The 26,396-nt window shown below is 46.1% G+C and carries 23 protein-coding genes and 1 other annotated feature; of the genes, 7 read left to right on the top strand and 16 right to left on the bottom strand.

Annotated features, from left to right (window positions below):
• Window positions 1-171: 171 nt before the first annotated feature.
• The 6 genes from asd to BLV50_RS03690 all read right to left on the bottom strand — a co-directional run bounded on the left by asd (window position 172) and on the right by BLV50_RS03690 (window position 7,411).
• Complete coding sequence (gene asd, locus BLV50_RS03715; protein WP_063563527.1) at window positions 172-1,257, bottom strand: aspartate-semialdehyde dehydrogenase; 1,086 nt, start codon at window positions 1,255-1,257, stop codon at window positions 172-174.
• A gap of 117 nt (window positions 1,258-1,374) precedes the next feature.
• Window positions 1,375-1,652 (bottom strand) — a binding site (T-box leader).
• Window positions 1,653-1,843: 191 nt separating this feature from the next.
• Window positions 1,844-2,689, bottom strand: a complete 846-nt coding sequence (locus tag BLV50_RS03710; RefSeq protein ID WP_063563526.1) for a class I SAM-dependent methyltransferase — start codon at window positions 2,687-2,689, stop codon at window positions 1,844-1,846.
• 148 nt (window positions 2,690-2,837) lie between these two features.
• Window positions 2,838-3,710, bottom strand: coding sequence for a UTP--glucose-1-phosphate uridylyltransferase GalU (galU, locus tag BLV50_RS03705; RefSeq protein WP_090805955.1), 873 nt, complete (start codon window positions 3,708-3,710; stop codon window positions 2,838-2,840).
• Window position 3,711: 1 nt separating this feature from the next.
• The gene (locus BLV50_RS03700; protein WP_090805952.1) at window positions 3,712-4,149 is read right to left on the bottom strand and encodes a GtrA family protein; all 438 of its coding nucleotides are present in this window, start codon (window positions 4,147-4,149) and stop codon (window positions 3,712-3,714) included.
• Window positions 4,142-5,128 carry a glycosyltransferase family 2 protein gene (locus BLV50_RS03695; RefSeq protein ID WP_079694408.1) on the bottom strand — a complete coding sequence of 329 codons (987 nt, stop codon included), beginning with the start codon at window positions 5,126-5,128 and terminating at the stop codon, window positions 4,142-4,144. The genes BLV50_RS03700 and BLV50_RS03695 overlap by 8 nt, the downstream gene beginning before the upstream one ends.
• 33 nt (window positions 5,129-5,161) lie before the next feature.
• A complete protein-coding gene (locus BLV50_RS03690) occupies window positions 5,162-7,411 on the bottom strand; it encodes a glycosyltransferase family 39 protein (RefSeq protein ID WP_090805949.1) in 2,250 nt (749 codons plus the stop codon).
• 203 nt (window positions 7,412-7,614) lie between these two features.
• On the opposite strand from BLV50_RS03690, the gene BLV50_RS03685 reads away from it, so the two are divergent.
• A complete protein-coding gene (locus BLV50_RS03685) occupies window positions 7,615-8,298 on the top strand; it encodes a response regulator transcription factor (RefSeq protein WP_063563521.1) in 684 nt (227 codons plus the stop codon).
• On the top strand, window positions 8,298-9,824 hold the full coding sequence (locus BLV50_RS03680) for a sensor histidine kinase (protein WP_090805946.1): 1,527 nt from the start codon (window positions 8,298-8,300) through the stop codon (window positions 9,822-9,824). Before BLV50_RS03685 ends, BLV50_RS03680 begins: the two co-directional genes overlap by 1 nt.
• Before the next feature lie 149 nt (window positions 9,825-9,973).
• On the opposite strand, the gene BLV50_RS03675 is transcribed toward BLV50_RS03680, so the two are convergent.
• From BLV50_RS03675 to BLV50_RS03645, 7 genes are all read right to left on the bottom strand, one after another.
• Entirely contained in the window at window positions 9,974-10,564 is a 591-nt protein-coding gene (locus BLV50_RS03675) for an HAD-IA family hydrolase (protein ID WP_090805944.1), read from the bottom strand.
• A 43-nt stretch (window positions 10,565-10,607) separates the two neighbouring features.
• Window positions 10,608-11,183, bottom strand: coding sequence for a GNAT family N-acetyltransferase (locus BLV50_RS03670; RefSeq protein WP_090805941.1), 576 nt, complete (start codon window positions 11,181-11,183; stop codon window positions 10,608-10,610).
• A gap of 65 nt (window positions 11,184-11,248) precedes the next feature.
• Complete coding sequence (locus tag BLV50_RS03665) at window positions 11,249-11,797, bottom strand: hypothetical protein (protein ID WP_090805939.1); 549 nt, start codon at window positions 11,795-11,797, stop codon at window positions 11,249-11,251.
• Between the two features lie 82 nt (window positions 11,798-11,879).
• On the bottom strand, window positions 11,880-12,455 hold the full coding sequence (locus BLV50_RS03660; protein ID WP_090805936.1) for a GNAT family N-acetyltransferase: 576 nt from the start codon (window positions 12,453-12,455) through the stop codon (window positions 11,880-11,882).
• Between the two features lie 173 nt (window positions 12,456-12,628).
• Window positions 12,629-12,934 carry a hypothetical protein gene (locus BLV50_RS03655; RefSeq protein ID WP_063563514.1) on the bottom strand — a complete coding sequence of 102 codons (306 nt, stop codon included), beginning with the start codon at window positions 12,932-12,934 and terminating at the stop codon, window positions 12,629-12,631.
• 97 nt (window positions 12,935-13,031) lie between these two features.
• Window positions 13,032-14,783 carry an ATP-binding cassette domain-containing protein gene (locus BLV50_RS03650; protein ID WP_090805933.1) on the bottom strand — a complete coding sequence of 584 codons (1,752 nt, stop codon included), beginning with the start codon at window positions 14,781-14,783 and terminating at the stop codon, window positions 13,032-13,034.
• Window positions 14,768-15,613 carry an ATP-binding cassette domain-containing protein gene (locus BLV50_RS03645; RefSeq protein ID WP_218135359.1) on the bottom strand — a complete coding sequence of 282 codons (846 nt, stop codon included), beginning with the start codon at window positions 15,611-15,613 and terminating at the stop codon, window positions 14,768-14,770. Before BLV50_RS03645 ends, BLV50_RS03650 begins: the two co-directional genes overlap by 16 nt.
• A 130-nt stretch (window positions 15,614-15,743) precedes the next feature.
• On the opposite strand from BLV50_RS03645, the gene BLV50_RS03640 reads away from it, so the two are divergent.
• The 4 genes from BLV50_RS03640 (at window position 15,744) to BLV50_RS03625 (ending at window position 19,176) form a co-directional block, all read left to right on the top strand.
• On the top strand, window positions 15,744-16,334 hold the full coding sequence (locus BLV50_RS03640; protein ID WP_090805928.1) for a biotin transporter BioY: 591 nt from the start codon (window positions 15,744-15,746) through the stop codon (window positions 16,332-16,334).
• 196 nt (window positions 16,335-16,530) lie between these two features.
• Window positions 16,531-17,538, top strand: coding sequence for an ABC transporter substrate-binding protein (locus tag BLV50_RS03635; RefSeq protein WP_170867780.1), 1,008 nt, complete (start codon window positions 16,531-16,533; stop codon window positions 17,536-17,538).
• Window positions 17,539-17,628: 90 nt separating this feature from the next.
• Window positions 17,629-18,114 carry an AraC family ligand binding domain-containing protein gene (locus tag BLV50_RS03630; RefSeq protein ID WP_090805926.1) on the top strand — a complete coding sequence of 162 codons (486 nt, stop codon included), beginning with the start codon at window positions 17,629-17,631 and terminating at the stop codon, window positions 18,112-18,114.
• A gap of 3 nt (window positions 18,115-18,117) precedes the next feature.
• A complete protein-coding gene (locus BLV50_RS03625) occupies window positions 18,118-19,176 on the top strand; it encodes a helix-turn-helix domain-containing protein (RefSeq protein WP_090805923.1) in 1,059 nt (352 codons plus the stop codon).
• A gap of 70 nt (window positions 19,177-19,246) precedes the next feature.
• Here BLV50_RS03625 and BLV50_RS03620 read toward each other — a convergent pair whose 3' ends face one another.
• From BLV50_RS03620 to BLV50_RS03610, 3 genes are all read right to left on the bottom strand, one after another.
• Window positions 19,247-21,136, bottom strand: coding sequence for a beta-glucoside-specific PTS transporter subunit IIABC (locus tag BLV50_RS03620; RefSeq protein ID WP_072732637.1), 1,890 nt, complete (start codon window positions 21,134-21,136; stop codon window positions 19,247-19,249).
• Window positions 21,137-21,350: 214 nt separating this feature from the next.
• The gene (gene licT / locus BLV50_RS03615; protein WP_090807446.1) at window positions 21,351-22,181 is read right to left on the bottom strand and encodes a BglG family transcription antiterminator LicT; all 831 of its coding nucleotides are present in this window, start codon (window positions 22,179-22,181) and stop codon (window positions 21,351-21,353) included.
• A 297-nt stretch (window positions 22,182-22,478) separates the two neighbouring features.
• Entirely contained in the window at window positions 22,479-23,921 is a 1,443-nt protein-coding gene (locus tag BLV50_RS03610) for a 6-phospho-beta-glucosidase (protein WP_063563508.1), read from the bottom strand.
• Between the two features lie 622 nt (window positions 23,922-24,543).
• Here BLV50_RS03610 and BLV50_RS03605 point away from each other — a divergent pair.
• The gene (locus tag BLV50_RS03605) at window positions 24,544-26,268 is read left to right on the top strand and encodes a cellulase family glycosylhydrolase (RefSeq protein WP_090805920.1); all 1,725 of its coding nucleotides are present in this window, start codon (window positions 24,544-24,546) and stop codon (window positions 26,266-26,268) included.
• The last annotated feature ends 128 nt before the right edge of the window (window positions 26,269-26,396 follow it).

Raw genomic sequence — 26,396 nt, 5'->3', positions numbered from 1 at the left:
TTCTGGAATATTGGATTCACGTGTTCCTGCTTCATATGTATTGATATGAAAATACCCCTCTGTTCAACAAAAATAAATTCATCTTCCCAGATGCTCATACTCTTGTCTACTAAAAGGGGTAGCCTGTCAGTAATATTCTATTACTTCTATTCCTATTTCCACAATGCCTGTTTATTTCGGCTGAATATATCCTTCAGCTTTGAGCAATTCAGCGATCAGAACAGCACCGCCTGCTGCTCCGCGCAGCGTGTTGTGAGACAGTCCTACAAACTTGTAATCATATAGGGAGTCTTCGCGCAGTCTGCCCGTTGAAACGCCCATACCGCGCTCGATGTCACGATCCAGCTTCGTTTGTGGTCTGTTCTCTTCTTCAAAATACGTAATGAACTGTTTCGGTGCGCTTGGCAGACCCAGTTCTTGCGGACGACCTTTGAATTGCAGCCAACGGTCCAGAATTTCTTCTTTGGATGGTTTTTTCTCAAAGGATACAAATACTGTCGCCAGGTGACCATCTGTTACCGGAACACGAATACATTGTGTTGTAATTAATGGTGAGGACGCTTTTACAATCTCATTATTTTGAATGCTTCCCCAGATGCGCAGCGGCTCCTGTTCACTTTTCTCTTCCTCGCCACCGATGTATGGAATCACGTTATCCAGCATTTCCGGCCAGTCGGTAAAGTTTTTACCTGCGCCTGAGATCGCTTGGTATGTGGAAGCCACCACTTGAGTTGGATTGAACTCGCGCAACGCGTGAAGTGCAGGTACATAGCTCTGAATCGAGCAGTTTGGTTTAACTGCGATGAATCCGGTTTTCGTTCCGAGACGTTTGCGTTGAGCTTCAATCACGTCCAGATGTCCTGGGTTAATTTCCGGAATAACCATTGGTACATCCGCTGTCCAGCGGTGAGCCGAGTTGTTGGAAACAACCGGAGTTCCCGTTTTGGCATAAGCCTCTTCGAGCGCTTGAATTTCATTCTTTTTCATATCTACAGCACAGAATATAAAATCAACCTGGCTTGCAAAAGCTTCCACTTGGGAAGCATCCTGCACAACGATGTTTTTCACTGCTTCCGGGATCGCAGCAGCGAGCTTCCATCTGCCTTGTACGGATTCTTCGTATGTTTTGCCTGCCGAGTTAGCACTTGCTGAAATAGCCGTTACTTCAAACCATGGGTGTTCATTGAGCAGATCCACAAAACGCTGACCTACCATCCCCGTTCCTCCGACGATACCGACTTTCAATTTTGCTGACATAAAATCATCATTTCCTTTCGGTGTGAGTTTCCCCTTATTAAACACTATTCAGGCATTTCCAAAGCGTGTAGCTAACATCCCGGAAAAACCAAAAAATCCCATCCCCAAGACAAAAGTCTCAGGGACGAGATTGTTACACTCGTGGTACCACCCAGATTCGCCAATATGTCGCCATACCAGCCTCTTCGAGTTAAGGATAACTGCATTCAATTATGCCGCATCCGCATATACTCTCGCTCTGTAACAGGAGCTCCTGTCACACCATCCCTCAAGCCTTAAAGTTCCGATGTGCTGCTCTGAGTCTTTATTCAATAAAAAATTCTTTACCCCTTTTCAGCTACCGGAGCTCTCTGTAAAAGAAACCTTTTATCTACTCATCTCTTCGTCGCATTTGATATTGCGATTATAATATCAAAATTACCATCGTGAAGTAAACACATTTTTTTAGATAATGGAATTTATACGTTTTCAGCGGAGCTGAACAATTCAATTATCGCAAGAAAAACTTCAGCTAAACGCGGTCTGTCTTCTGTGAAAGTACGTCGATAGACGTTTTTCTTATAAATTGCTGCAAATGGCTATTTCTTTACTGCTTTTTGGCAACAATCGCATACGTTCCCAGTGGGCTCTCAGGCCCCGAGGCATGATGTGTCCTAAGTAATTTCAGTTCGGAAAGAAGAAGTGTTTTTACCTTATTCGGAATCGGAAGCATCTGCAGTTCCATAGGCGCTTCTGCCAGTGTCATTTCGGTTTCCCAGCGACCGTCCTGCAGCTCGGGAGAATGGATCGAAATCTCTTCCTTAATCGTCCAGCCCGCCGCAGAGACAAGCTCTTGAATATCCTCCGGTGTAAAAAGCGTGCGCACATTGGAGAAGCTGTTCTCCTTGTAACATTCGACCTGGGACTGAATCAGAACGGATAACCAATGTGAGAGCTGGCTCACATCTGTAACTCGTGCATCCCATTCGGCGAAACATAACTGATGCCCCCACTTCCTAACCTTGCTAAGAATCTGGGCGAGTTCGTCAAATGATTTCAAGTACCAAGAACAATGGGAAAGTACAATCACATCAAACTCATTTTCGCCGAATTGGGCCTGATCACTTAGAATGTCAAAATCATAATCCATTCGAATTCGGTCACCCAGCGGAGATTTCCGCAGTTTGGCTGCCGCTTCACCTACGGTCAGTGGTGCACCATAATCCTCTGGTGCAATGTCTACACCATGAACATACCCGTGCTCCCCCACCAGATGTGCAAGCACGGCCGTTGTATCTCCCTGACCACAACCGATTTCCAGAACGCGGCTGCCTTCCCGGATCCCCCAAAAGAGTCCCAGTTTCATCCGATGCTCGGTCTGAATGTATTGAATGGCGGCATTGTCCTCCACGTCCATATACTTAATAAGGTCACTGATGATAGCCTCACTCATGATTCCTCACTCCTCAAAGAGCAACTTGAACTTCTTGCTCATTGTATCGTGACAGTCACCATTGTACAATGCTGGAGTCTATGCCAGAACCATGACACAGAGGAGACTCCGTCCTACAGCAGATCTAAACTTCGCTACATATCAATCCCTATCCCCACTGCGTTGCAAGCTTCTGAAGATATGGTGTCAGCATGGGCTGTAATTCCTTACGCATCAGTCCGATCTCCAAGATCGCCTGAATATATCCAAACTGATCACCAATATCGTAGCGACGCCCCTCCAGCTCAAGGGCCAGCAGCTCTTCCACCTGGCTTACTTCTTTCAGCGCATCCGTTAGCTGATATTCCCCTCCAGCCCCTCTCTCGATTCGATCAAGAATTGGAAAAATGGAAGGTTTCAGAATGTAACGTCCCATCACGGCGGTTCGGGAGGGTGCTTCTGCCATTGAAGGTTTTTCTACCAGATTGGTGATCCGGTGAACCCGATCCTCTGCGCCCTGTGAATCGATAATTCCGTATTTACTCACGTCAGCATCCTGCACTTGCCGTACGCCGACAATCTGGCTGCCTGTCTTTTCATATAAATGAATCATCTGTGCGAGCGCCGGAGGATCAGACACCATAATATCATCTCCAAGCAGTACGGCGAACGGATCATCTCCCACAAACTGACGAGCACACCCAATCGCATGGCCCAATCCAAGCGGTTCTTTTTGACGGATAAAATGAATACTCGCCATTTCGCTGATCGCTTGCACTTCTTCCAATAGAGCTTGCTTGCCTTTGGCATACAGGGAATGCTCCAATTCAACCGATTTGTCAAAATGATCCTCGATCGATTTTTTATTGCGTCCGGTTACGATGATGATATTTTCAATGCCCGATTGTACCGCTTCTTCCACAATGTATTGGATGGCTGGTTTGTCCACTATTGGCAGCATTTCTTTGGGTTGAGCCTTGGTTGCCGGCAAAAATCGGGTGCCAAGCCCCGCTGCCGGAATAACTGCTTTTTTAATTCTCATATCATGAAACACTCCTTTCATTAGCATCAGATGAAGGATCAGATCCTTGAACGGGCTCTGCCCGGAACACCCAATACCGACTGGCAATATAGTTTATAACCATGCCTGAGAGAGTCGCCAGTATTTTACTCATTACAACACTCCAACCTAATGTGCTATTGCAGATATACAAAATCAGGGAGGATAAAGACAGTACCACCAGATTGGTGATTACAAAACGCATGATTTCGTTTTTTTTGCCTTGTCTTCCCGCATCCTGGAAGGTCCATTTGCCGTTCCACCAGTAACTGTTCACGACCCCACAGCTATACGAGATCACCTGAGCAATTAGAGCAGGTGCGCCTGCGGCAGCGAGCAACGTGAATACCATTGCATCCACCGCCGTATTCAGGACACCCACAATTCCAAACTTAAATATAGTGACCAAACGATTAGTCATGATGAGCAACTCTGCCCGTTAACCGTGACTGACTCGACTGACTTTCCACCTGATACACATCTCTTACGATATATAGCGGGCGCGCCTTCGTTTCATCATAGATTCGGCCAACATACTCGCCAAGAATGCCCAGCATGATCAGAATGAAGCCGTTAAAGATCAGCATGATGCTGACCATTGAAGGCCATCCTTTGATCGTTGAATCTGTAAATATCGCTGAAGCGATGACACTTAGCATATAGATGAAACCGCCGATGGATAGAACAGCTCCTACGTAACCTGCCAGCTTGAGCGGTTTGTGTGAGAATGAGGTAATGCCGTCCAGACTCAGCTTCAACATGCGTTTCAGTGGGTATTTGGTCTCCCCTGCTAAACGTTCATCCCGTTCGTACTCAATGGCCGTCTGACGGAACCCCACCCAACTGACCAGTCCGCGAACAAATCGATTTTTTTCCGGAAGACGTTTCATCTCATCACATACCTTGCGATCAATCAGACGAAAATCGCCGGTATCCACTGGAATATCCGTATCCGTCGACGCACGCAGTACGCGGTAGAACAGGCTTGCCGACCATTTCTTGAAGCGGGTCTCCCCGCTTCGTCTGGTCCGACGGGCATAGACAACCTCATAGCCCTCTTTCCACTTGGCGATCATGTCCAATATCAGCTCGGGAGGGTCCTGAAGATCCGCATCAATAATGACGACCGCATCGCCTGCTGCATAATCCATCCCTGCTGTAATCGCGATCTGGTGACCGAAGTTGCGTGCAAAATCAATCAGCTTCACACTCTCGTCCCAACGGGCGTAGTCACGAATCATCTGTGCACTTTGGTCCACGCTACCGTCATTGACAAACAGCAGCTCGTAGCTCTCTCCTGTACTGCCCATCACTTTTTTCAGACGCCGATAAGTCTCCTCAATCACCGCTTCTTCGTTATACATCGGAATGATAATGCTGTAACGGCACTTTTGAGCCATGTTCGTTCCCTCCCTTATACCAATCGATCACGCTTATAATTTCACTTCATATAAAGTGGTTTGACCACCGAAACCGGAACCGCTGTCCGTACCTGTCTTCCACTCTGAAGTTGGAATTTCGGTACCATGCTCCTTGATCCAGTCACCGATATCAGAACTTCCACCTCGGCCGCCCATGCCACCTACCATGAAGTATTTCACTTGTCCACTCTTCACAAGTTGTTCCAGTTTTTCCGTGGTATACACCGGATCTGAGCCCGAGAACCCCCCAAGCGTAATGACTGCTTCATTCTCATCGATGATATATGGAGCTGCCTGGTTATAGTCCGTCGTTGCGAAGAGATAGGTTTCACCTGTGTTATGCTCTCTCAGATAACTCAGTGTAGTGGTGTCCACTTCTTCGTTGCGGTTTCCCGCTCCACCTCGCCCACCTGTCGTAGGCATGCCTGCTCCGCCATTCATGTTTCCGCCTGAATTCGGAGGTGTTCCCATGCCCGCATCGTTCGGGTCAGTTTCATCGGATGATGGGAAAGCCTGATCGGTGTCGGTGTCATTTGATGCATTCGGCGGAACCATACCGCCACCATTGCGACCACCTTGTCTATCTCCCATCGCCATGCCCATTCCACCGAACATCCCATTGGAACCTGTCGGTCCAGCCGCCGGAATCATGCTGTTGCCTCCATATGTGATTGGGGTGAATGCCCAATAGGTTGGACCGATCAGCATGACCATGAAGCCTGCGATAATCAAACCCTGTTTCCAGGGGTGTGAACGATTAAGCATCACAATCAGAATAACCGTGATCAGAATGCCTGCGATCAATTCACTTATGGACCAAGCTGCCCCGATCGTTTCGTTATACACCTGCATGATGTACCAGCCGAAGATGGTCGTAAGCAGTACGGATATCGGAAGCAGCCAGGCTTGCCAGCCATTGCGTTCACGATACGCCGTCCACATGGCTGCAAATCCTGCTCCGGTTAATGCCGCTACAGGAGGTGCGAGCATAATCAGATAATATTGATGGAAAAAACCAGCTACACTAAAGAAAGCAGCTACCGGAAGCAGCCAGACCAGCCAGAACAAAGCTTCCTTGTGCTTATCTGTTATATTTCTCCGTCTTAATCCTGCAAAAATCGCGATGCAGCCAAGTAATACCATCGGCAAAAGCCAACTGGCCTGGCCGGACAGTTCGGTCTGGAATAAGCGCAGAGGACCTTTTTCCCCTGTACCAAACATGCCACCCATGCCTCCACCGCCGCCATTACCGCCTCCGAAATTCCTTCCATTAGGCATCTCGCCACCGTTTGGCATCTGACCGCCCGGGAAAGTCATTCCGTTCATGCCACCCATTTCACCATTTCCCGGTGCATTGACTGTTGGAGCCGAGCCGCTGCCCGACTGATCGGATGCTGATGTCTGGGAAGTTGCGTTGCCACGGACCTTGCCTTCATCAGAGGCGTTTGGCATGCCTGCATTCGCTGATCTGTTCTGTTGTCCCGTGAGACGGGATAAGCCGTTATATCCAAAAGCCAGCTCCAGCACCGAATTGGTTTCACTGCTGCCGATATAAGGCCGTTCATCTGTCGGTATAGAATCCACGGTAACTGCCCAGGATAAGGAAACAACTGCCAGCACTGCCGTACTTCCGATCAGCAGGATGATTTTTCTTCTCCACTTTGCATTGAATGCAAGCAGATAGAACAAGTAGAAAGCCGGAAGAATCATGTAGGCTTGCAGCATTTTCATATTAAAAGCAAGTCCAATGAGTGCAAAGGCAACCAGGATGCGCCACGTACTACCTTGCTTGCTTCCCTTGAACAAAAACCATGAACCCAGCAGCAACGTGAATACCAACATGCTGTCAATATTGTTGGTACGACTGACCGCTGCCACAACAGGAACAGTCGCCATCGCAAGTGCCGAGATTCGCGCCGCGGCAAGACCAAATGTAGGCTTGACCATGAAATATATCAGCAGCACCGAACCGATCCCCGCTAACGCTTGCGGTAAAATAACACTCCATCCATGTAATCCAAATACGTAAGCAAAAGCGGTTTGAATCCAGAAGACAACCGGTGGTTTGTCTACGGTTACCGAACCAGCCGAGTCAAGCGATGCGTAGAAAAAGTTATGGAAATTTCTCAGCATGCTCCCGACGGCGGTCGTATAATAGGAATTGGCATATTGGTCGTTCCAGATGCCATACCCGTTCAGAAATGCCGCCAGTAAAACAATCGGCAGAAGGACAAGGTCAATCCTTCGTTTGGCGTTATTCAATCTCAATCACTCCTTCAAGTTCTTCATGTCTACTATTGTGACATGCCAAAGTAAAACTGGGATGAGTGCCCGCTGAATGTTGCCTGAGGATAACTTGCAAACTTTTCAGCTAATTTTCAGTTTGGCGAGCGATAATACAGCATATAGACCTCTAGATTTGAGGGTATGTAATCGATGGATTTAACGGGAGGGAACGCCTGCTTATGAAGCTAAGTACTGGCATTAAAATACTATTGGCAGATGATGAACCACATATTTTGCAATTTCTGGAGCTTGGGCTAAGCAACGAAGGATTTGACGTACGTACGGCCCCGGATGGAGCCGCTGCGCTTGAATTGGCACTAGACTTTCGTCCACATATGGCCATTCTGGATGTCATGATGCCCGAGATGGATGGGTTTGAGGTTGTTGAGCGTCTGCGCAAGAGCGGGGCTCAGGTCGGGGTGATCATGCTGACAGCCAAAGATGAAGTCGAGAATCGGGTAAAAGGCCTATGGCTTGGTGCTGACGATTATATGATTAAGCCTTTTGCGTTCGATGAACTGCTTGCACGGATTCAGGCAAGGCTGCGTAATCAGTTTCCTTTATTAATAGGGGCAGTGACTCATGGTCCATTCCGAATTGATGATCAACGCAAAGAGATTACCTATCACGATCAGATTCTGGAGTTATCTCCAACCGAATATGAACTATTAAAATTCATCGTGCTTAATCATGGCATTGTCCTGAGTAAAGCGACCATTCTGAACCGCGTGTGGGGATACGATTTTGGTGGAGAAGAGAATATTGTGGAGGTGTACGTCCGCTCCTTGCGTGACAAACTGGGGGATAAAGAACATAAGCTCATTCGTACACTTCGAGGTGTCGGATACAGGGTGGATCTCTAATGACCTCTTTATTAAAGAAAGATAAACATTTTTGGACATGGCTTCATCAATGGATATCGCCACATTCGCTCCGCTCTCAATTACTCGCGCGATCCCTGTTTATTATGGCTGCTCTGTTATTGTTAATTGGCATTCTTCAATTCTGGATTATGGAAAGCTTTCTGTATCGCAACCAGGCAAAAACTATGGAAGAACAGCTCATGTCCATGCCTCCTGTGTGGCTCGGATCGTCTTCACGAAATGGTGCAACGAACAATCCTTTTGGTGGGCAATCTGGATCAGATCCAAGAGGATCAGGCAATCGTTTCTTATACATTCCTGATCGTTCACTGGCTTTATTTGATAATCAAAGTGGCTTCGAGGACATTTTTGGTGAAGACGGTCTGACCGCTCCTCGCTTGACATCAGTTGAATATCAGAACATCACAGATCGGATTAACGATAAACAACATGTTCCGTACCGGATTGTAACGGATAATCAAGGCAATGAGCAGTTAATCGTCTTCTCCTCGCCTGGACCGCGTAATCGCGGCTTACCCATGGTGCAGATGGGCACCGCTACAAAACCGCTAAAAGATTTGATTGTGAAACAGCTTCTGATCTTCTTGATGTTATCCCTGCTGGCTATGGTGGCTGGACTCGTTCTATACGCCAAGGCACTTCGCCGGACACTGATTCCCTTGTCCAGTATGGTAGATACGGTGCAACGAATCGATGCAGGAAGCTTGGCCGAACGCCTTCCCTCTGTCCAGGGACAACAGGAAGTGGATCAGCTGGCGCTTTCATTTAACGGCATGCTCGAGAGGCTTGAAGACTCGTTTGAAGCAGAGCGGGAATCGAAAGAACAGATGCAGCGTTTTCTGTCTGATGCTTCCCATGAACTGCGTACCCCTCTTACCTCCATTCACGGATTTATTGAGGTGCTCAAGCGCGGCGCAGCTTCCAACAGCGAGCAATTATATAGCGCTTTGAACAGCATGTATGGTGAATCAGTGCGGATTAACAAACTTGTAGAGGATCTGCTGATGCTGACCAAGCTGGATCAGGCGCCTCAGCAGGAGCAGGAAGTCATCCAACTTGACAGTCTGCTGCTCGAAATGCAGCCACAGCTGATCATGATGGCTCAGGAAAGACAGGTTCATCTCGACCTGACCGCTGAAATTCATGTAATGGCCGATGCTCACAAACTAAAACAGGTTGTACTCAATCTGTTCCACAATGCAGTGCAGCACACCGATTCAGATCGGGGAACCATCAGTATTTCGTTGTATGCCGCTCAGCATAAAGCCGAGTTAACCGTCAAAGATAACGGCTCTGGGATTGAACCGGAACATCTCCCTCATATTTTTGAACGCTTCTATCGGACAAGCTCTTCCCGTTCCAGAAAACAAGGGGGAGCGGGTCTCGGCCTTGCCATTACCCGTTCGATTGTGGAATCGTATGGGGGGAAAATAACAGTGCGCAGCCAACTAGGAGCAGGAACGGAATTTACGATTTTGCTGCCATTGGTCAAGAGTGAATCCTAAGCTGAACGAGGCTTGTAAGATGCAGCCTTTCGTTTTATTGCGGCTCTTATCACATGACAAATGCCCCTTTCATTTCTGCGGAGAAATGAAGGGGGCATTTGTTTGGTATCGGATTGGTAGAATGGTGAAGAGTGCATATGTATCAAGGATTATCGTTGGTCTGCGAGCCATGCGTCAATTTCAACAATCCATTGATGCTGTTCATCAGCAAGTAATGTTTCCCATCCCAGCTCAGCAGCAGGCTTCAAATTTTTAGCCTGATCATCCACGTATATAATACGTACATCCCTGTCTAGATGAGATTGTACAAGTTCATATATCTCTATATTGGGCTTGCAATATCCGACCTGATTGGAAATGGTTATGCTCTTGCAGTACGGTTGGATCAACGGCAAAATAGATTGAATCCATTCATGACAATGATTGCTCAAGAGATGAAGTTCTGCCTGCTCGCTCCATCGTTCAAGACAATGCATGGCAGGTAGCAACTCTGTTGTTTGTTCAAGCAATTCATAAGCATACATCTTTTCAATATTGGGATATTGTGTTTGCATCCAGATCCAGAACTGTTCCTCCGTCAGCCTCCCTGTCCACAAGTCCTTGCGTATACCGCTTAATTGCTCGATTAAAACAGGAAAAGGCGTACCTGCATACCTAGCAAGCTCCTGCCAGAATGAAGAGGAAAGATTGGTGATCAACACACCCGCCAGATCTAAAACAAGCTGCGGTTTGGAATCCATGAGATCACTCCTGTACAGTCATCTTGACCCAATTACAGTAGGGTTATCGTTGGTGCTTCAACAGTTGATAATGGTTGTACGGTTCATTCTCGATTTCGATCAAATTTAGCCATTCGAAATTGCATTTCTGTATTACCTTATTCGATGCCTGATTCGTTAATAAAGCAATGGCATTCAATACTTCAACGTTTGTATTTTCAAATAAATACTGCGTTATGCCTTGTACTGCCTGCGTTGTATAGCCACGGTTCCGGAAGTGTTTCGAAATGCCGTACATAATCTCCCGATTGGGCGCTGGCAGTTCATCCTTGATCCCCGAACAGCACCATCCAATAAACTCATCATTTTCTTTGAGCACGATAGCCATACGTAAACAGAGGTCTCCAATGTCCCCTTCCGCCAAAACAGCTTGTTTAAAATTCTGATTCTCAGGGATTTCGTATTGAGTGAGCCAAAGTGCTCTATCTTCAACCGCAGCATTCCATCCCGGCAAAAATTCGTAAACCTCAGGTTGCCAGGTGATTTCCTGCAATTTCTTCAAATCCTCAAGTCGATACTCGCGCAAATAAATATCTTTGCATTCAATGATTAATTCATCACTTTGGTTGGTTTGTTTCATAATGCCTCCTGGTGTACATCTTATCTACCCTTTTGCGTCTCACTTTAAAGCTCGATAACAAAAAATCAATTCAAATTATAAGCTCGTATTACGTTGTTCTCTTCATCAAGAGCATACACATTCGTGAACGTTGCCATTAACATCATTTTGTCTTCACTCTGGTAAGCTTCCGGCATCTTCACGATAAATGTATTATTGCTGGACTCAACCTCCTGAGTTTCACCGTTTGTATATTCAATCTTAAACTTGTGTACAGGCATATCCGAATATAAAGCGCCCCATATAAAATTCCCTTTGTTGTTCTTCGGTTCCGCTTGTACCAAAAAGGCAGGCCCCACATCTGAACTCGCTGTCCAACCTGATTCACTATCGGTATCATAGTGATATCTCCCATTCTTCAGTTCATAAGCAGCGAAAACATATTGTGTTTGGTCCAGTGACAAAACCAGTTCATTTTGTTGATCTACATTAACCACTTGAAGGGGGTATTTCCATGTAGACTGAACAGCCTTCTCTAACGTTTTATATCCAAAAATATCATTCCAGAAGAATACACAAATACTAACCAGTACACATACAACAAAGCACGAACTTATCCATAACAGCTTCCTCATATTCCCCCCCTTGCACATTGCCAGTTACCCAACTAACATTGGCAGACCATAAACACCGTACCACTTTGATTTAAAATGGGACTCACGCAAGTTCCTCCTTTTTCATGAACTCGTCTTTGGTTAATCCGAACAGGATCATATCCTGGTATTTCCCCTCGGTATAAATCACCTGACGACGCACGCCCTCCTGCACACATCCAAGCTTTCTCATCATCGCTGCAGAAGGTTCATTTCCTTCCAGAACATAATCATTGAATTTATTAAGCCTGCGCTCGAAAAAGGCATATTTCAACAATATTCGAATGGCTCTCGTCCCGTATCCTTTTCCGCGATGATCCCTGTCAATTTGAATCCCAATACTGAAGGTTCCATTCCGCTCATCGATGCTGTTCAGGTTCACGCCCCCAACATTCTCACCATCCATATTTTCAATCGTGAACATGATCCATCCTCTGTCTAGAGAGAAATCGGAAAAGGCTTCCGTAAATTTCTTCGCCTCAGCATTCGTAGGTGGCAGCTCTACTGCACATTCCAGTAAACGACGAGCGTGTGAATCAAACCGGTTATAATAATGATCCTCCCAATCTTCCTCACGCAAAGCACGTAATCTGACCTTATCATCCTGCCAAAAATAATCGCTATAGTTAATCTCTCTCATTCTGATATCCCCCACTTGGCCATGAAATGTTTTCATTTTAATATGAACTACGCCTATGATAACCCATATTGTGGAATTTGAGGAGATTTGTTTTCATAAACGGTACAACTAAAAATAGCCCCCGGTCAGGAAAATCCTGCCGAAGGCTATCATCTATTTTATATAATACGTCATTACAATTCTTCTTCTTCCGGGTATTGAGGCTTGGTTACATTATCGGGGACCGTTTCATCGTAGACGTCCTGACCGGGATAATCCCGAACTTCCCCTTCGTGCAGCTCATGATTTTCATAATCGAAACGATGCGCGGTCCTTTGATCCACTCGCCACGGCGAGCTTTTGCCAAGAGATTCAGACATTAGAGATGAGCCGTAAGGACCTTCAGGGAACTCTTCGAGTGTGATATCATTTCGCTGCGACTCCACCGTGGACACATCGGTATATTCTTGTCTTTCTTCTTGCAAAAATTTATCCTTCATCGTTCGTCCCTCCATATCTGCTTCGTGGTGATCAAAGCATGTTTATTTTGAGCGGAAATGAAAGGATTTATGCATGATCAATGGCAAACACTGCGTTTCAGTCTCTGATCCAGATATAAAATACAAAAACAATAAGTCCGATTATGCAAGTCCATGTATCTCGTTTGGACCATACCAATAAGGAGGAACGTGCTCCAAGCAGGGAATTCTCTCTAACTTTCCGCATTTCCATCGCAATCGTCATATCTTCTGCACGCTGAAACAACGCCATGAGCAAGGGAATGACCATTGGGCCAAGATCACGTACCCGTACCGTATTCGGTCGTAATGCAGCTTTGCCGCGTGCCCGGACGATCAGCGAGAATCGCTGCCATTCACTCCAGATCATCGGGATAAAACGAAAGATTAAAGACACGGCGAGTGCAAACGACGACACGGGCAGCTTGATTTTTTCGCCGATACCAAGTACCCAATTCAGTCCCTCGACCATACGGCCATAAGGCGTAGTCAGTGAAAACCAAAGACTTGCTAACGTAACGATAAACAAACGGTAGACATTCATTAACGTCCCCTCCGCCTGTATCAGGGAAAATCCGAACTGTAGGGCGCCACCTTCTGTAGAAAGAGTTGTGCCCGACAACGCGGTTGATACGAGAAAGAACAGTACGAGCGGTTTCATTAATTTCAAGCATCCCATCAGAGCCTGACGTGGCAGCATAACGAGCGCCAAGATGACTGGCACCAACGTAAGAGATAGACCTAACCAGTCGTGTTGAAGCATCGCAGCGGTCACGAGCAAAATGTATAAAACCCATTTCAGACGCGGGTCCATGGCACCATACAATCCTCTGTTGGATCCTGATTCTGCGTGGGTGTGTATGACCCCCTGTGTGCCTTCTCCTCCCAAAGTGTCGGAGCTTGAAAAGGCAAGCTTCGCTTCATCTGTGAATTGATCCTCATTACCAATAACATCAACCTTCTGCTCTAAAGGCTCATTGACGGACTGAACAATACCTTCAGCCATTTCCTCCGGAGTCAACGCAGTAGAAGGAAAATGAATGCCCGCCGCCGCAAATTGTTGTGCCAGCTGCATGGAGGGTGGCAGACCAATTCCGGCAAGCTCCAGCAGATCTGGCCTTGTATGAAGTTCCCTTGGTGTGAGATCAGCAACCAGACGCCCCTCCTGCAACAAAAGAACCCGATCTGCATGTGGTAAAAATGTGTCCAGGTCGTGTGTAGCCACAATGGCTCCATCACCTGCAGTTCGATGCTGATTCAAAGCATCCAGCAGCATAAGCACACTTTGTGCTTCCAATCCGGCGCTGGGTTCATCGAGCAATAGCCATGAAGGCTGCGTAGCAGTTCCCAGGGCAAGCCCCAGTCTTCTCCGTTCCCCCCCACTTAGTGCAAAGGGTGATCTGTCCGAATGGAATCGTTCTTCCCCTCCCTGACCCGCTGGGGAGTCCCAGCGCTCCAGTGCTTTGGAAATCTGCTTTTTCTTTTGTTCATCCGGTAGACGATATGGACGCAGAGAATAAGCAAATTCACGCCCAATGCTTCGGGCGAACAGCTGTTGCTCTGGGAATTGAAAGACCAACCCCATTTGCAACAGAATGGACTGCGGCACTTTCCCGTTCTGCCAGAAAGGCTCTCCGTCCAGCTTAAGGCTACCCTTATCTGGAGGTTTTAGGCCAGCGATCGTTTGCAGCAGTGTGGTTTTGCCTGATCCTGTGCAGCCTAATAATAAAGTGATTTCGCCACGGTTCAGTCGGACAGTGATATCTTGAAGCAGCGCTCTTTTGTCAGCCTGTGACGAAGCTATACCTACATGTTCTAATTCGATTGCCAAAGGGCTACCTCCTTAACCAACTGCTCTGGTCGCAGAGGTGTCGCATGTTGCAGCAGACCTTTCCGTTTTAGGAGTAGAGTCGTCTGCACTGTAAAAGGTGGAGCAAGCCCAAGCTGTTCGCAGGGTGATGGTTGTTGTGCTTCTTTTCCAGCGTCAGCCGTCGTCTCTTCCTTATCTTTTCCATAAAAGAAAGCCGCAGGCACTCCATCGTAAACACAGCGTCCCTGTTCCATGGCAATAATTCGATCGCACAGCGTCGCTTCCTCCAAATGATGCGTAATCCAGATTACCGCCGTCCCTTGCTGGACAATGGCTTGGACTACCGCCTCCATTCGTTCTCTGGCTCCCGGATCAAGCATGGCCGTAGGCTCGTCCAGAATGAGTACATCCGGCTTGGCCGCCAGCGCTACCGCGATATTAAGCAACTGCTTCTGTCCTCCAGACAGAATCGATATTGCCGCCTCCGGCGAGTGCTCAAGTCCTACCGTATGTAATGCGTGCTCTCTCCGTCGTAATTGTTCATCAGGAGATTCCAGCAGCGAGGATAAGGAAAAATGAAATTCCTCCTCAATGGTGTCTCCAAGTACCTGCGCATCAGGCTGCTGGAGGACTCCACGAACAACCAGTTCCGAAGAAGCCTTCCTTTCCCCACCGGATAGCGGAGTGAATCCGATTAGCAGCCCTGCCAGCGTACTTTTGCCACTACCATTGGCTCCCACAATACTTATCCATTCTCCCGGAGCTAATTCCAGCGAAACTCCATCCACTGCCTTACGAACACGTCCTGACTCCGACGCATAATGAACACGGACATTCTCTAGTTTTATCAAAGGTGTAACGTCTTGCATCGCAAATTGGTCCTTTCCCTTTTGAATCTTTTGTGGTACGATCCAAATCGTTAACCACATCAGTTTAATCGGTTAACAATAAGATTACCAAAATTGAAAGGAATGTTCAAACATGAAATTATCTTTGCGAGGTATTGTATTCAGCGCACTGATGGCAGCCATACTTGTTCTTTTTGGTTACATAAGTATTCCCATTGGTTTCTCTCCTGTGCCGATTACGCTGCAAACTCTTGCGGTTATGCTGGCAGGCGGACTGCTTGGCCCATTATATGGTTTTCTAAGTGTCGCTTTGGTCGTGGTCCTGACTGCAATTGGCTTCCCGCTTCTGCATGGCGCAGGCGGACTTGCAGTACTCCTTGGGCCTACCGGGGGATATGTTATGATGTGGCCCTTCTCCGCATTGCTCATTGGACTATTGCTCAGCAGAATCAAACTGAACGGATTCGTTGGTTATTTCCTGGCCTTTATTGTATTTGAGGTGTTTGGTTCAATGTTGATCTATGTTTCGGGCGTGCCTTGGCTGGCCTATGCTTACAAAATGTCTATACCCGAAGCGATGATTCAAGGATTCTATCCTTACATCATCGGTGATCTGATCAAAGCCTTGTTCGCTGCGATCATCATCGCACCTGTGCGCATGGTCTTCCCTCCGCAACGACTGACAGGCAATATGAACTCAACGGTTGTGCGAGCAGATTCTTAGGACATCATTGGATCGTGAATAAAACGAAACAAATGCCTCCAAAATTAATTTTTGGAGGTATTTTCTTTTGTGCCAGAACGTCATGTCCATATTTTCCATGCTTCAAGTCCATATTCAACATGTTCTTCAAAAGAAGTCTTGACTATAATAATTGATAATGATTATCATTATAAAAGAAAAAGGGGATTTCATTATTATGTTGCGTCATCCAAATAAACTCCAGCTTTCGTGCATTATCCTTGTGCTAACCTTGCTTCTCTCCGCTTGCGGTCAAGGGAAACAAACATCATCACCTTCTACTGAAGGTAATTCTGCACAGCAGACAGAAACGTCAACCGATACTGCCTTAGAATCGGCAACTCGCGTATATAAGGATGCTCTGGGCCGTGAGGTAACGATTCCAGCCCATCCCCAACGTGTTCTCACTACACAATATTTACCGGAAATGCTGGCAGCAGGACTTAAGCCCGCTGGGGCAGCATCTCATCTGCTTAACAACTATGTCTCGATTCAAGATCAATTGGAAGGGATCGAAGATATCGGGGTCTCCAATAAGCTGAATTTGGAAAAGGCACTCGAACTGCAGCCGGACCTCATCATTGCTGCAGAGTGGAATGAGGATCAATTGGAGCAGCTGTCCAAGATTGCCCCTACGGTTGTTGTTCAATGGGAAGGTGCCGATGCATTCCAACATTTCAAGTCAGTGGCTGACGTTATTGGCAGAAGCGAACAGGCAGAGGAATGGATTCAAGCATTTAATCAGAAATCCGAAGAGGCACGGACCAAGCTTTCTTCCTTCGTTTCACCAGATGAGACATTCGGTGTTGTGGTTATTGGCGGATTTGAAAAAGGTCAACTCAGAGTGTACGGGAACGCTAATGTCGGTTATACCTTATACGATGCTCTGAAGTTCAACATGACGGATACCGTCAAAGAGGAATGGGCAAAAGGGAATCATGAACTCGGCATCAACATCTCTCTTGAGAAACTGCCGGATTATGCTTCAGCAGATCGACTGTTTGTGGTAAGATTCGATAATGATCCTGATTTCCTGAAAGAGGTGGATGATAGCCAGTTGTGGCACTCACTGCCTGCCGTCAAAAATAATAAAGTTTACGTGGTTGATGAGAGCCTATGGTTCTCTTACGACGTGATGTCTCTCAGTGCTCAATTGGATGATGCCGTTCAATTGCTCACCAAATAAAAGATATTAATCACATCATATGCAATAGAGGAGAAGTTCTTCAGCGATCCTGCCTGAAGAGCTTCTTTTCAGCTTTTGAGGAGGGATACCATGATTTCGCTGGTCTATATACTTACAGGGACATACTGCGATGCGATATCCGGTCCGTGTACAAAATCAATACACCGTCATACATTGATGATCATCACCGAAGGGCGTGGTAAAGTCCATTCCATGGATAGACAGACTGAGGTTATGCCAGGAAACTGCTTTCTATTTCATCCCGGTATGGAAGTGCAGCTTGAGAGTCTGTCAGATCTTCCTCTGCAAGTATATAGTATTGAATTCGAACCTCTGCCCGTGACTGTTCAGGGTACGCCCCGAATGGCTGCATTAGCGCAAGGACAAGTATACCCTGAACATGTTTCTCGCATGATTCAATTGGTACACTTGCTGCATCCCGTGGAGGATCTTTGCGATGAAAAGGAAAACTACAGCAAACATGTGCTGTTTCAGGAATTGATTTTACTAGCCATGAAAGCCGACACGATGGATAAAGAGCATCGCAGCATACAGGCCGTGGATACACTCCTTTAACGGTTGGAACAATCCGTTACACTTGACTATACTTTGGATCAACTTGCCGCAGAGACTGGGCTATCCACACGCCATTTTTCACGTCTTTTTCGTGAGCACACCGGACAGAGCCCTATCCAATATTTGAATGCCTTGCGAATGAATCGTGCCAAAAAACGTCTGCTGGAATCAAACGATTCGATTCAGGAAATTGCAGGACACATCGGATTCCGCGATCCTTTTCATTTCAGTCGCAGCTTCAAGCAATATACCGGTGTATCGCCGCGTTTATATATTCATTTAAGAAAGCATACAATGCGTGTCGCCTCCTTTCAGTTCCTGGGTGAGCTGCTGGCGCTCGGCATAACACCGATTGGTGCACCTTACCAATTGCTAGACTGCCGTTATTACCAGGGTCATGTGCGAGGTGTTCCTTCGATTGGAAATTCCGTGGTAACGCCATATATGGATAAGATATCGGAGCTGAAACCCGATCTCATCGTGACTTTTAACGGGCATCATTATGCCGAATACTCCAAAATTGCTCCTACACTGGATGTTCCCTGGTCCCTGCCCTTCTTTGAACGCTTTCGTCTTATTGCGGATTTGACTGGAAGGACATCTGTGGCAGAAGCCTGGATGGAAAGCTATATGAACAAGATCAAGGAAACCCAAAGAGTCTTGTCTCCTCTTCAAGATGGTGACCAAACAGTTTCATTCTTCTGGATGAGAGGACTTCCCGCTACCTTCCAGGTCTACTACGACGTAGGTGTGTTATATCGTGATTTGCAATTAAAACCACCTGCTCCGGTGCTGGCAGCCCAGCAAAATAAATCTCATCCGTTCAAAGAAGATATTCCTTTGGATCAATTGCATAAGTATGCGGGTGATCATCTCTTTATCGTTGTGTCGGGCGACCCGGAATCCATCAGACAGTTTGAACAGCTTGAACGCAGCAAGTATTGGCAGCAGCTTCCGGCAGTGCAGAACGGTCAGGTTTACCGTATGACGGAAGACTGGCTTCGGGAAGATCCAATCTCCATGATGGGACAGGTTCAGGATCTGATGAATTTGATTGGGTAACAGCAAAAAAAGCCGCGTCCACGTAAACAGAAATCGTTCTGTTCCACCTTGGACACGGCTTTTGTTATTTTTACTCTTGTTCCTGTCCCTTTCCTCCATACAGGGTAAGTAAAGGCTCTTGAACCCGAACTTGTCCCGTAGTCAAAGGAACCACTTCCTCATAATTCGCAGAATTCGTTACAATTATAGGGGTTACCGTATGATAACCAGCGGCCTTAATTGCAGCGATATCGAATTCCAGCAGCAAATCTCCTGCTTTAACCCGATCTCCTTCCTGAATATGTGATGTAAAGTGCTGACCATCGAGCTTGACGGTATCCACCCCAACATGAACCAAAATCTCCGCACCTGTATCCGATACAACAGCCAGGGCATGTTTCTTTTTGAAAGCCACGGTAATAGTACCGTCAAAAGGAGCAACGACTCGGCCAACTGCTGGCTCAATCGCAATGCCTTTGCCCATCGCGCCGGATGAAAATGCCGGATCTGGCACCTCAGTCAGTTCAACAATGGTTCCCTCAATCGGGCTAAGAACTTCTTGATCCAAGGAATCCGCTGTTCTTACTGATGCATTGGTGGATTCCGTGCTTTTTTCTTGTTCTTCCTCTTCCACCGGATCTTTGAATCCCATAATGTACGTCAATGCAGCCGAAACAACAAAGGATACACAGATCCCAAGAATCAGTCCAGGGAAGCCCTCTCCACCTGGTCCATAGAAGATCGGCAAAGTCAGTAATCCTGGAGCGCCCGAAGCAAATGCCTGAGTACCTGCCTGACCAATGATGGCCCCACCAACAGCACCCCCGATCACTCCTGCGATGAATGGACGTTTGAGTGGCAGAGTGACACCATAGATAGCAGGCTCGGTAATCCCGAACAAGGCTGTCAATGTCGATGAACCCGCCAGCGTTTTCAGCTTTTTATTTTTGGTTTTCAACATAACGCCGAATGCAGCTCCGGTCTGTGCGAAGATGGAAGCCGTCGCAGCCGGTTTAACACCATCGCGTCCATATACAGCAACGTTGTTAATAAATACGGGAATGAGTCCCCAGTGAATTCCGAAAATAACGAGCAGCTGCCAGCTTGCACCCATAACTGCTCCTGCTAATAGAGGACTGAATCCAAAGGCGGCCACAAGTCCTGATGCAATGGCATTACCTACATACACTCCAAATGGACCGAATACGAGCAAGGTAAGAGGTACCATAATAACAAGCAAAAATAATGGAGTGACAAAATTTTTCACACTTTCGTGAAGAACTTTATTGAAGAATTTCTCCAATTTGCTCATAACGATGACTGCCAGAATAATAGGGATAACGGTAGATGAATAATTCATCAAAATCACAGGGATACCGAAGAAATCGGTTGGCGTTCCCTCCGCCTTGAGCGTGACGATGGAAGGATAGATTAATGCGCCAGCAATGGTCATTGCTACAAACATGTTACCCTGGAATTTGCGAGCGGTTGTAACCGCTAACAGCAAAGGCAAGAAATAAAACAGGCTGTCTGCTGCTGCAAATAAGATCTTATACGTGGTTTCCGTTGTTTCCAGCCAGCCAACATTGCTTGCAATGAGCAGCAGCCCTTTCAAGATACCTGCTCCCGCCATTACCCCTAGCAGTGGTGCGAAAATACTGGAAATCACATCGATAATGCCGCCTAAACCTTTCGCGGACTTCTTCGGCTTTTCCTTTTCGGAAGAGTCATCCAAAATGTTGCTGATCTGACCAATGGCGCTATATACCTCAGGCACCTTATTGCCCACGACCACCTGAAACTGACCCCCATTTTCCTTGACTGCGATGATTCCTTCTGTCTTTTCTAGCTTGGCTTTGTCTGCCTTCGCGTCATCCTTCAATACAAACCGCAAACGTGTTGCGCAATGTACCAGTGATACCACATTCTTTTCGCCGCCGACCAGCTCGACGATCTCTTTTGCGAGTTTTTCCTGACTCATGATGTGCACCCCCATATTTACTAAAACAGGCACCTTACCGATTTTTTTGCACGCAAAAAACCTAAGCCTTGAGTAAGGTTTGGACACATTGGTCCTGCCTTCTCATGACTTAGGTTTTGCCTGCATAACCAGTAACAATCCCAGTTAAATCGTATTCAATTCCTGTTAATCTCATATTATTATGATTTAACCAAATTTGTCAACATTTTAATTATTATCGATTAACGACCCGTTCAATGTGGACGGTCAGATACAATTTCTCTTCGTTGGTAAGCTGATGGTTATATTCCTTGTTGACGAACATTTCGATTTTCTCCGTACATGCCGCCGCTTCCGGGTGCTTCTCTTTGATCATGTCGTAAAAGTGGTCATAATTATTGTCATAATGCGTCCCGCTTAATACCCTCTGGGAGAAGAATTTCAGATGCGTAATGAAGCGAAAATAGCTGAGAGACTCTTCATCGAATTCCATCTTGAAGTGATACTTCGCTATATTAATAATCTGCTGAATAAACTTCGTTATGTTCATCGTTGTAATGACTTCTTCATTCATCTCCGCATTGACAATATGCAGGGCAATATACGCTGCTTCATCCGGTGGAAGCTCGATATTAAGTCTGGACTTAATCTGCTCCAGCGTTTTCAGACCCAGTCCGAACTCAGCCTTGTACAGCTGTTTGATTTCCCACATCAGTGCATTCTTGATTTCAACTCCTTCACGATATCGTTCAATCGCAAAGTTAATATGATCTGTTAGGGAAACATAAATATTTTCATTCAGGTTACGGCCCAGATTCTCTCTAGCGTAGGTAATAATTTCTTCCACAATTTCGATCAGTTCCATTGGCACTTCGCGCAGCAACATTTTGAAATTGTCGGATGTCTGCTTGTTTTTAAGCGCAAATACTTTCTGGATGCGGGTCTCGTCTACTTTATCCCCGGGCTTTTTCTTAAAGGCAATCCCACGCCCCATCACTACAAGCTCTGCTCCATCCGCCTGATAGATGCTAATGACGTTATTGTTGATAACCTTTGCTATTTTCACTTCAATCCCCCCGTCACGATCCACTCTCTTGGCAGTCATACATCGCCTTTTGGGCATACAAAAAAAACCTGAAGCATCACAAAATAAACAAGACATGTACGTCTGTTTTTTTGGTGCTTAGGTTTTGCCTACTTCAAGTAGTAACAATCCCAAAACGATATAATTGCGTCAAGTATAGCGCGAAGAGACACAAATGTCAACGCTTTCAACGAGGGGACAATCGGAAGTTCCATGAAAAGTGGTCCTTCCGATATGATCATGGAGAATGTCCCTGTTTTTTCCCTGTTTTTTCCCTGCTTATTCCTGTTCTAAATTGCTGCCATCTGATTCAATCACATTTTTGTACCAATGGAAGCTCTTTTTCTTGATCCGCTTCAAGTCACCCTTACCTTCATTGTCACGGTCCACATAGATGTAACCATAACGTTTTCTCATCTCTCCTGAAGAAGCGCTGACAATATCAATTGGCCCCCAGCTTGTATAACCAATGATCTCTACACCATCCTGAATAGCTTCACCCATCTCGGCAACATGGCGTTTCAGATAATCAATCCGGTACGCATCATCAACCTCACCTTCAGGGGTAACCACGTCATTGGCTCCAAATCCATTCTCTACAACAAACAGCGGTTTTTGATATCGGTCGTGCAGTTGATTGGCTGTAATACGGATGCCTTTGGGATCAATCGTCCAGCCCCATTCCGATTTTGCCAAATATGGATTCGCTACAGAACCAAATACATTGCCGCTCGTCATGTTTTTGACGACTTCCGGGTCTGTGGAGGTTGTACGACTTGAATAATAACTAAATCCGATATAATCAACCGTATGGTTTTTCAGAATTACCGCATCACCAGGCTGCATGTTAATATTCAACCCATGATCCTTGAAGAAACGTTTGGCATAGCCCGGGTACTCTCCACGCGACTGAACATCAATGAAGAAATAAGACTCCCTGTCTTTCTCCATGCCCTGGAACACATCATCCGGATTACAGGTATAAGGATAAAAGCTTCCTGCCGCAAGCATACAGCCGATCATTGCGCCCGGGATGATCTCGTGACAGGCTTTAACCGCCAGTGCACTGGCCACCAATTGATGGTGCGCTGCCTGATACTGAATCTCTTTCACATGATCGCCATCCTTGAAAACCAGACCCGCACCAAGGAATGGCAGATGAAGCAGCATATTAATTTCATTGAACGTCATCCAGTATTTCACCTTGTCCTTGTAACGGCTGAATACGGTTTTCGCGTAGGTTTCGAACAGAGTCACCAACTCACGGCTTCTCCAGCTGCCATATTTCTCAATCAGATTAACCGGTACATCGAAGTGAGCAAGTGTTACTACAGGCTCGATACCATGCATCAACAGTTCATCGAATAATCGATCATAAAACTGCAAACCCGCTTCATTCGGCTGTGCATCTTCTCCGGTTGGGAAAATCCGCGCCCAGGAAATGGATACACGCAGCGCTTTGAAGCCCATCTCGGCAAACAGCGCGATATCCTCGGGATAACGATGGTAGAAATCAATCGCTTCATGCGAAGGATAAAACTCGGTTTCCAGCGGGGTTAATGCAAGGACATTACCCTTCATGATGCTTCTGCGATTCTCTCCTGTCGGCAGCAAGTCAACAATGCTCAGCCCTTTGCCATCTTCCAGATAAGCACCCTCTGCCTGATTGGCAGCAATGGCTCCACCCCACAAAAAGTCTTTGGGAAACTTAAAATTAGTCATCCTTATTCTCCTTCCAAATATGTAATTCTGTTATCCGCTCAAATCGCAAGAAACATTAAAAAAACAAAATAGAAAAAACCCGAACCAGCCCGGATACACGTTGCAGTGTATACAAGCCAGCTCAGGTTATGCCCATATCGGTAACATTCCCAGATCACAATTATGCGGATTGGATAAAACTTTAGCAAGAATTAGGGCCATTGTCAATTTAATAAGCGTGATATATATCCTGCATCTGCATGGAACGTTGTCCCTGCAACATACGAAGACGCATCGAATACTAAGCAAAGACTAGAAAGATCGGTAATCGATCTCAAGTAGAGTTCATGCTATTGTCCACGGAGGTTTTTCATGCAAAAAAACCTGTTTCGCGTACCACATATAATATTCCAAAATTGTCATAACCACTAATTTTTACATGAAATATTAACCAATTATACTGGTATTATCTTCTATTAAAGCATGATATATTTCAATTCAGAAAACGCTTTCAGTAATTTTGATTTGGAGGTGATCCGCGTTTTTAACAAGCTTACGGCTTGTTTTTTGTTGAGCTTTATTGCCAATCTTTGCAAGCATCCTATTTTAGTTCAACGATTATAACTCAAAGGAGAATATGTTAATGAAAAACAACCGCAAATCGGCTCTCTCACTCACGCTCGTGACTGCGATGATCCTGTCCCTCTTCTCATCCACCATCGCTTCTGCTGCTACTGATAACTCGATTCAGGCAAGTGCAGCCGCTGCTCCAACCAATATTCAGTCTTATGTCACTGCGATGGAGCCGGGCTGGAATCTGGGTAACTCGCTGGACGCCGTTGGAGCAGATGAGACGGCCTGGGGTAACCCGCTGATTACTCAGCAACTGATTCAAAATATCGCTAATCAAGGCTATAAGAGTATTCGTATTCCAGTGACCTGGCAAGCTCATATAGGTGGAGCTCCTAACTACACTATTGATACCGCTTACATGAACCGTGTACAACAGGTTGTAAACTGGGCGCTTGATGCCAATCTGTATGTCATGATCAATATCCATCACGATTCATGGCAGTGGATCAGCTATATGGAGAATGACCATGCCAATGTCCTTGCACGTTACAACTCTGCCTGGACTCAAATTGCCAACAAATTCAAAAACTCATCCACTAAGCTGATGTTCGAAAGTGTAAATGAACCTCGCTTCACCGAAGGTGGTACAACGAATACTGCTACAGCGTATGCTTTACTGGATGAGTTAAATGTATCTTTTCATAACATCGTGAGAGCATCCGGCGGCAACAATGCAACACGTCCATTGGTCCTCCCAACGATGCATACTTCTTCCGCTCAACCAGATCTCGATGCATTATCTCAGACAATTGCGAAATTAAATGACCCTAACATTATCGCTACCGTTCACTACTATGGTTTCTGGCCATTCAGTGTGAATATCGCAGGTTACACCAAATATAATGCTGAAGTGCAACAGGATATTACGACTACATTTGACCGAGTCTACAATGCATTCACAGCCAAAGGTATTCCGGTTATCGTCGGTGAGTATGGCTTACTCGGCTTTGATCAGCACACAGGTGTCATCGAGCAAGGTGAGAAACTGAAATTCTTCGAATTTATCGGCCAATACCTGCGTCAGAAACAGATGACCACCATGTTATGGGATAATGGACAGCATTTTGGCCGTACCAGCTTCACCTGGTCTGATCAGGATCTGTATAACACAATGAAAGCAAGCTGGACAGGTCGCTCTTCCACAGCTGAATCCGATCTGGTTTATCTGAAAAAAGGGGCTGCAATTCAGGATAAAACAGTAAAACTGAATCTCAATGGCAATACATTTAGCTCTCTTGCTAATGGCAGCACTACCCTTGTTCAAGGTACAGATTACACGATCAGTGGTGATGTGCTGACATTGAAATCAAGCCTGTTAACCAGACTGACCACCTCAGGCAATCTTGGGGTTAATGCCAAGTTGACCGTCAAATTCAACAAAGGTGCAAACTGGAACCTGAATATCATCAAGTATGACACGCCTAAACTGAGCAATGTAACGGGCACAACGAGCTCGTTTGCGATTCCGAGTACCTTTAACGGCAATCAGTTGGCCACCATGGAAGCAACTTATACAAGTGGCGGAAACGCGGGTCCGCAAAACTGGACTTCATTCAAAGAATTTTCCTACGCTTTCAGTCCGAATTATAGTAGCAACGTCATTGAACTGAAACAAAACTTCTTCAACGAAACGAATAATGGAGAAGTCATTCTCAAGTTCCACTTCTGGAGCGGAGACGTAATTACGTACAAAATTACAAAGAATGGTTCCAGTGTTGTCGGAATCTCTTCCTAATTGGATTTTACAACTCAATCTACAGCATATTGGAATTCACGAAACGTTCTGTCCAGGGCAAGAGGCTCTGGGCAGAACGTTTTTCATTATTATACTTGGTTAATCTGACTGGCGACGAGGAGCCACTA

This window comes from Paenibacillus sp. 276b (assembly GCF_900107875.1).
GTDB lineage: Bacteria > Bacillota > Bacilli > Paenibacillales > Paenibacillaceae > Paenibacillus > Paenibacillus marchantiae.
This window is presented reverse-complemented; position numbering and strand designations above follow the sequence as displayed.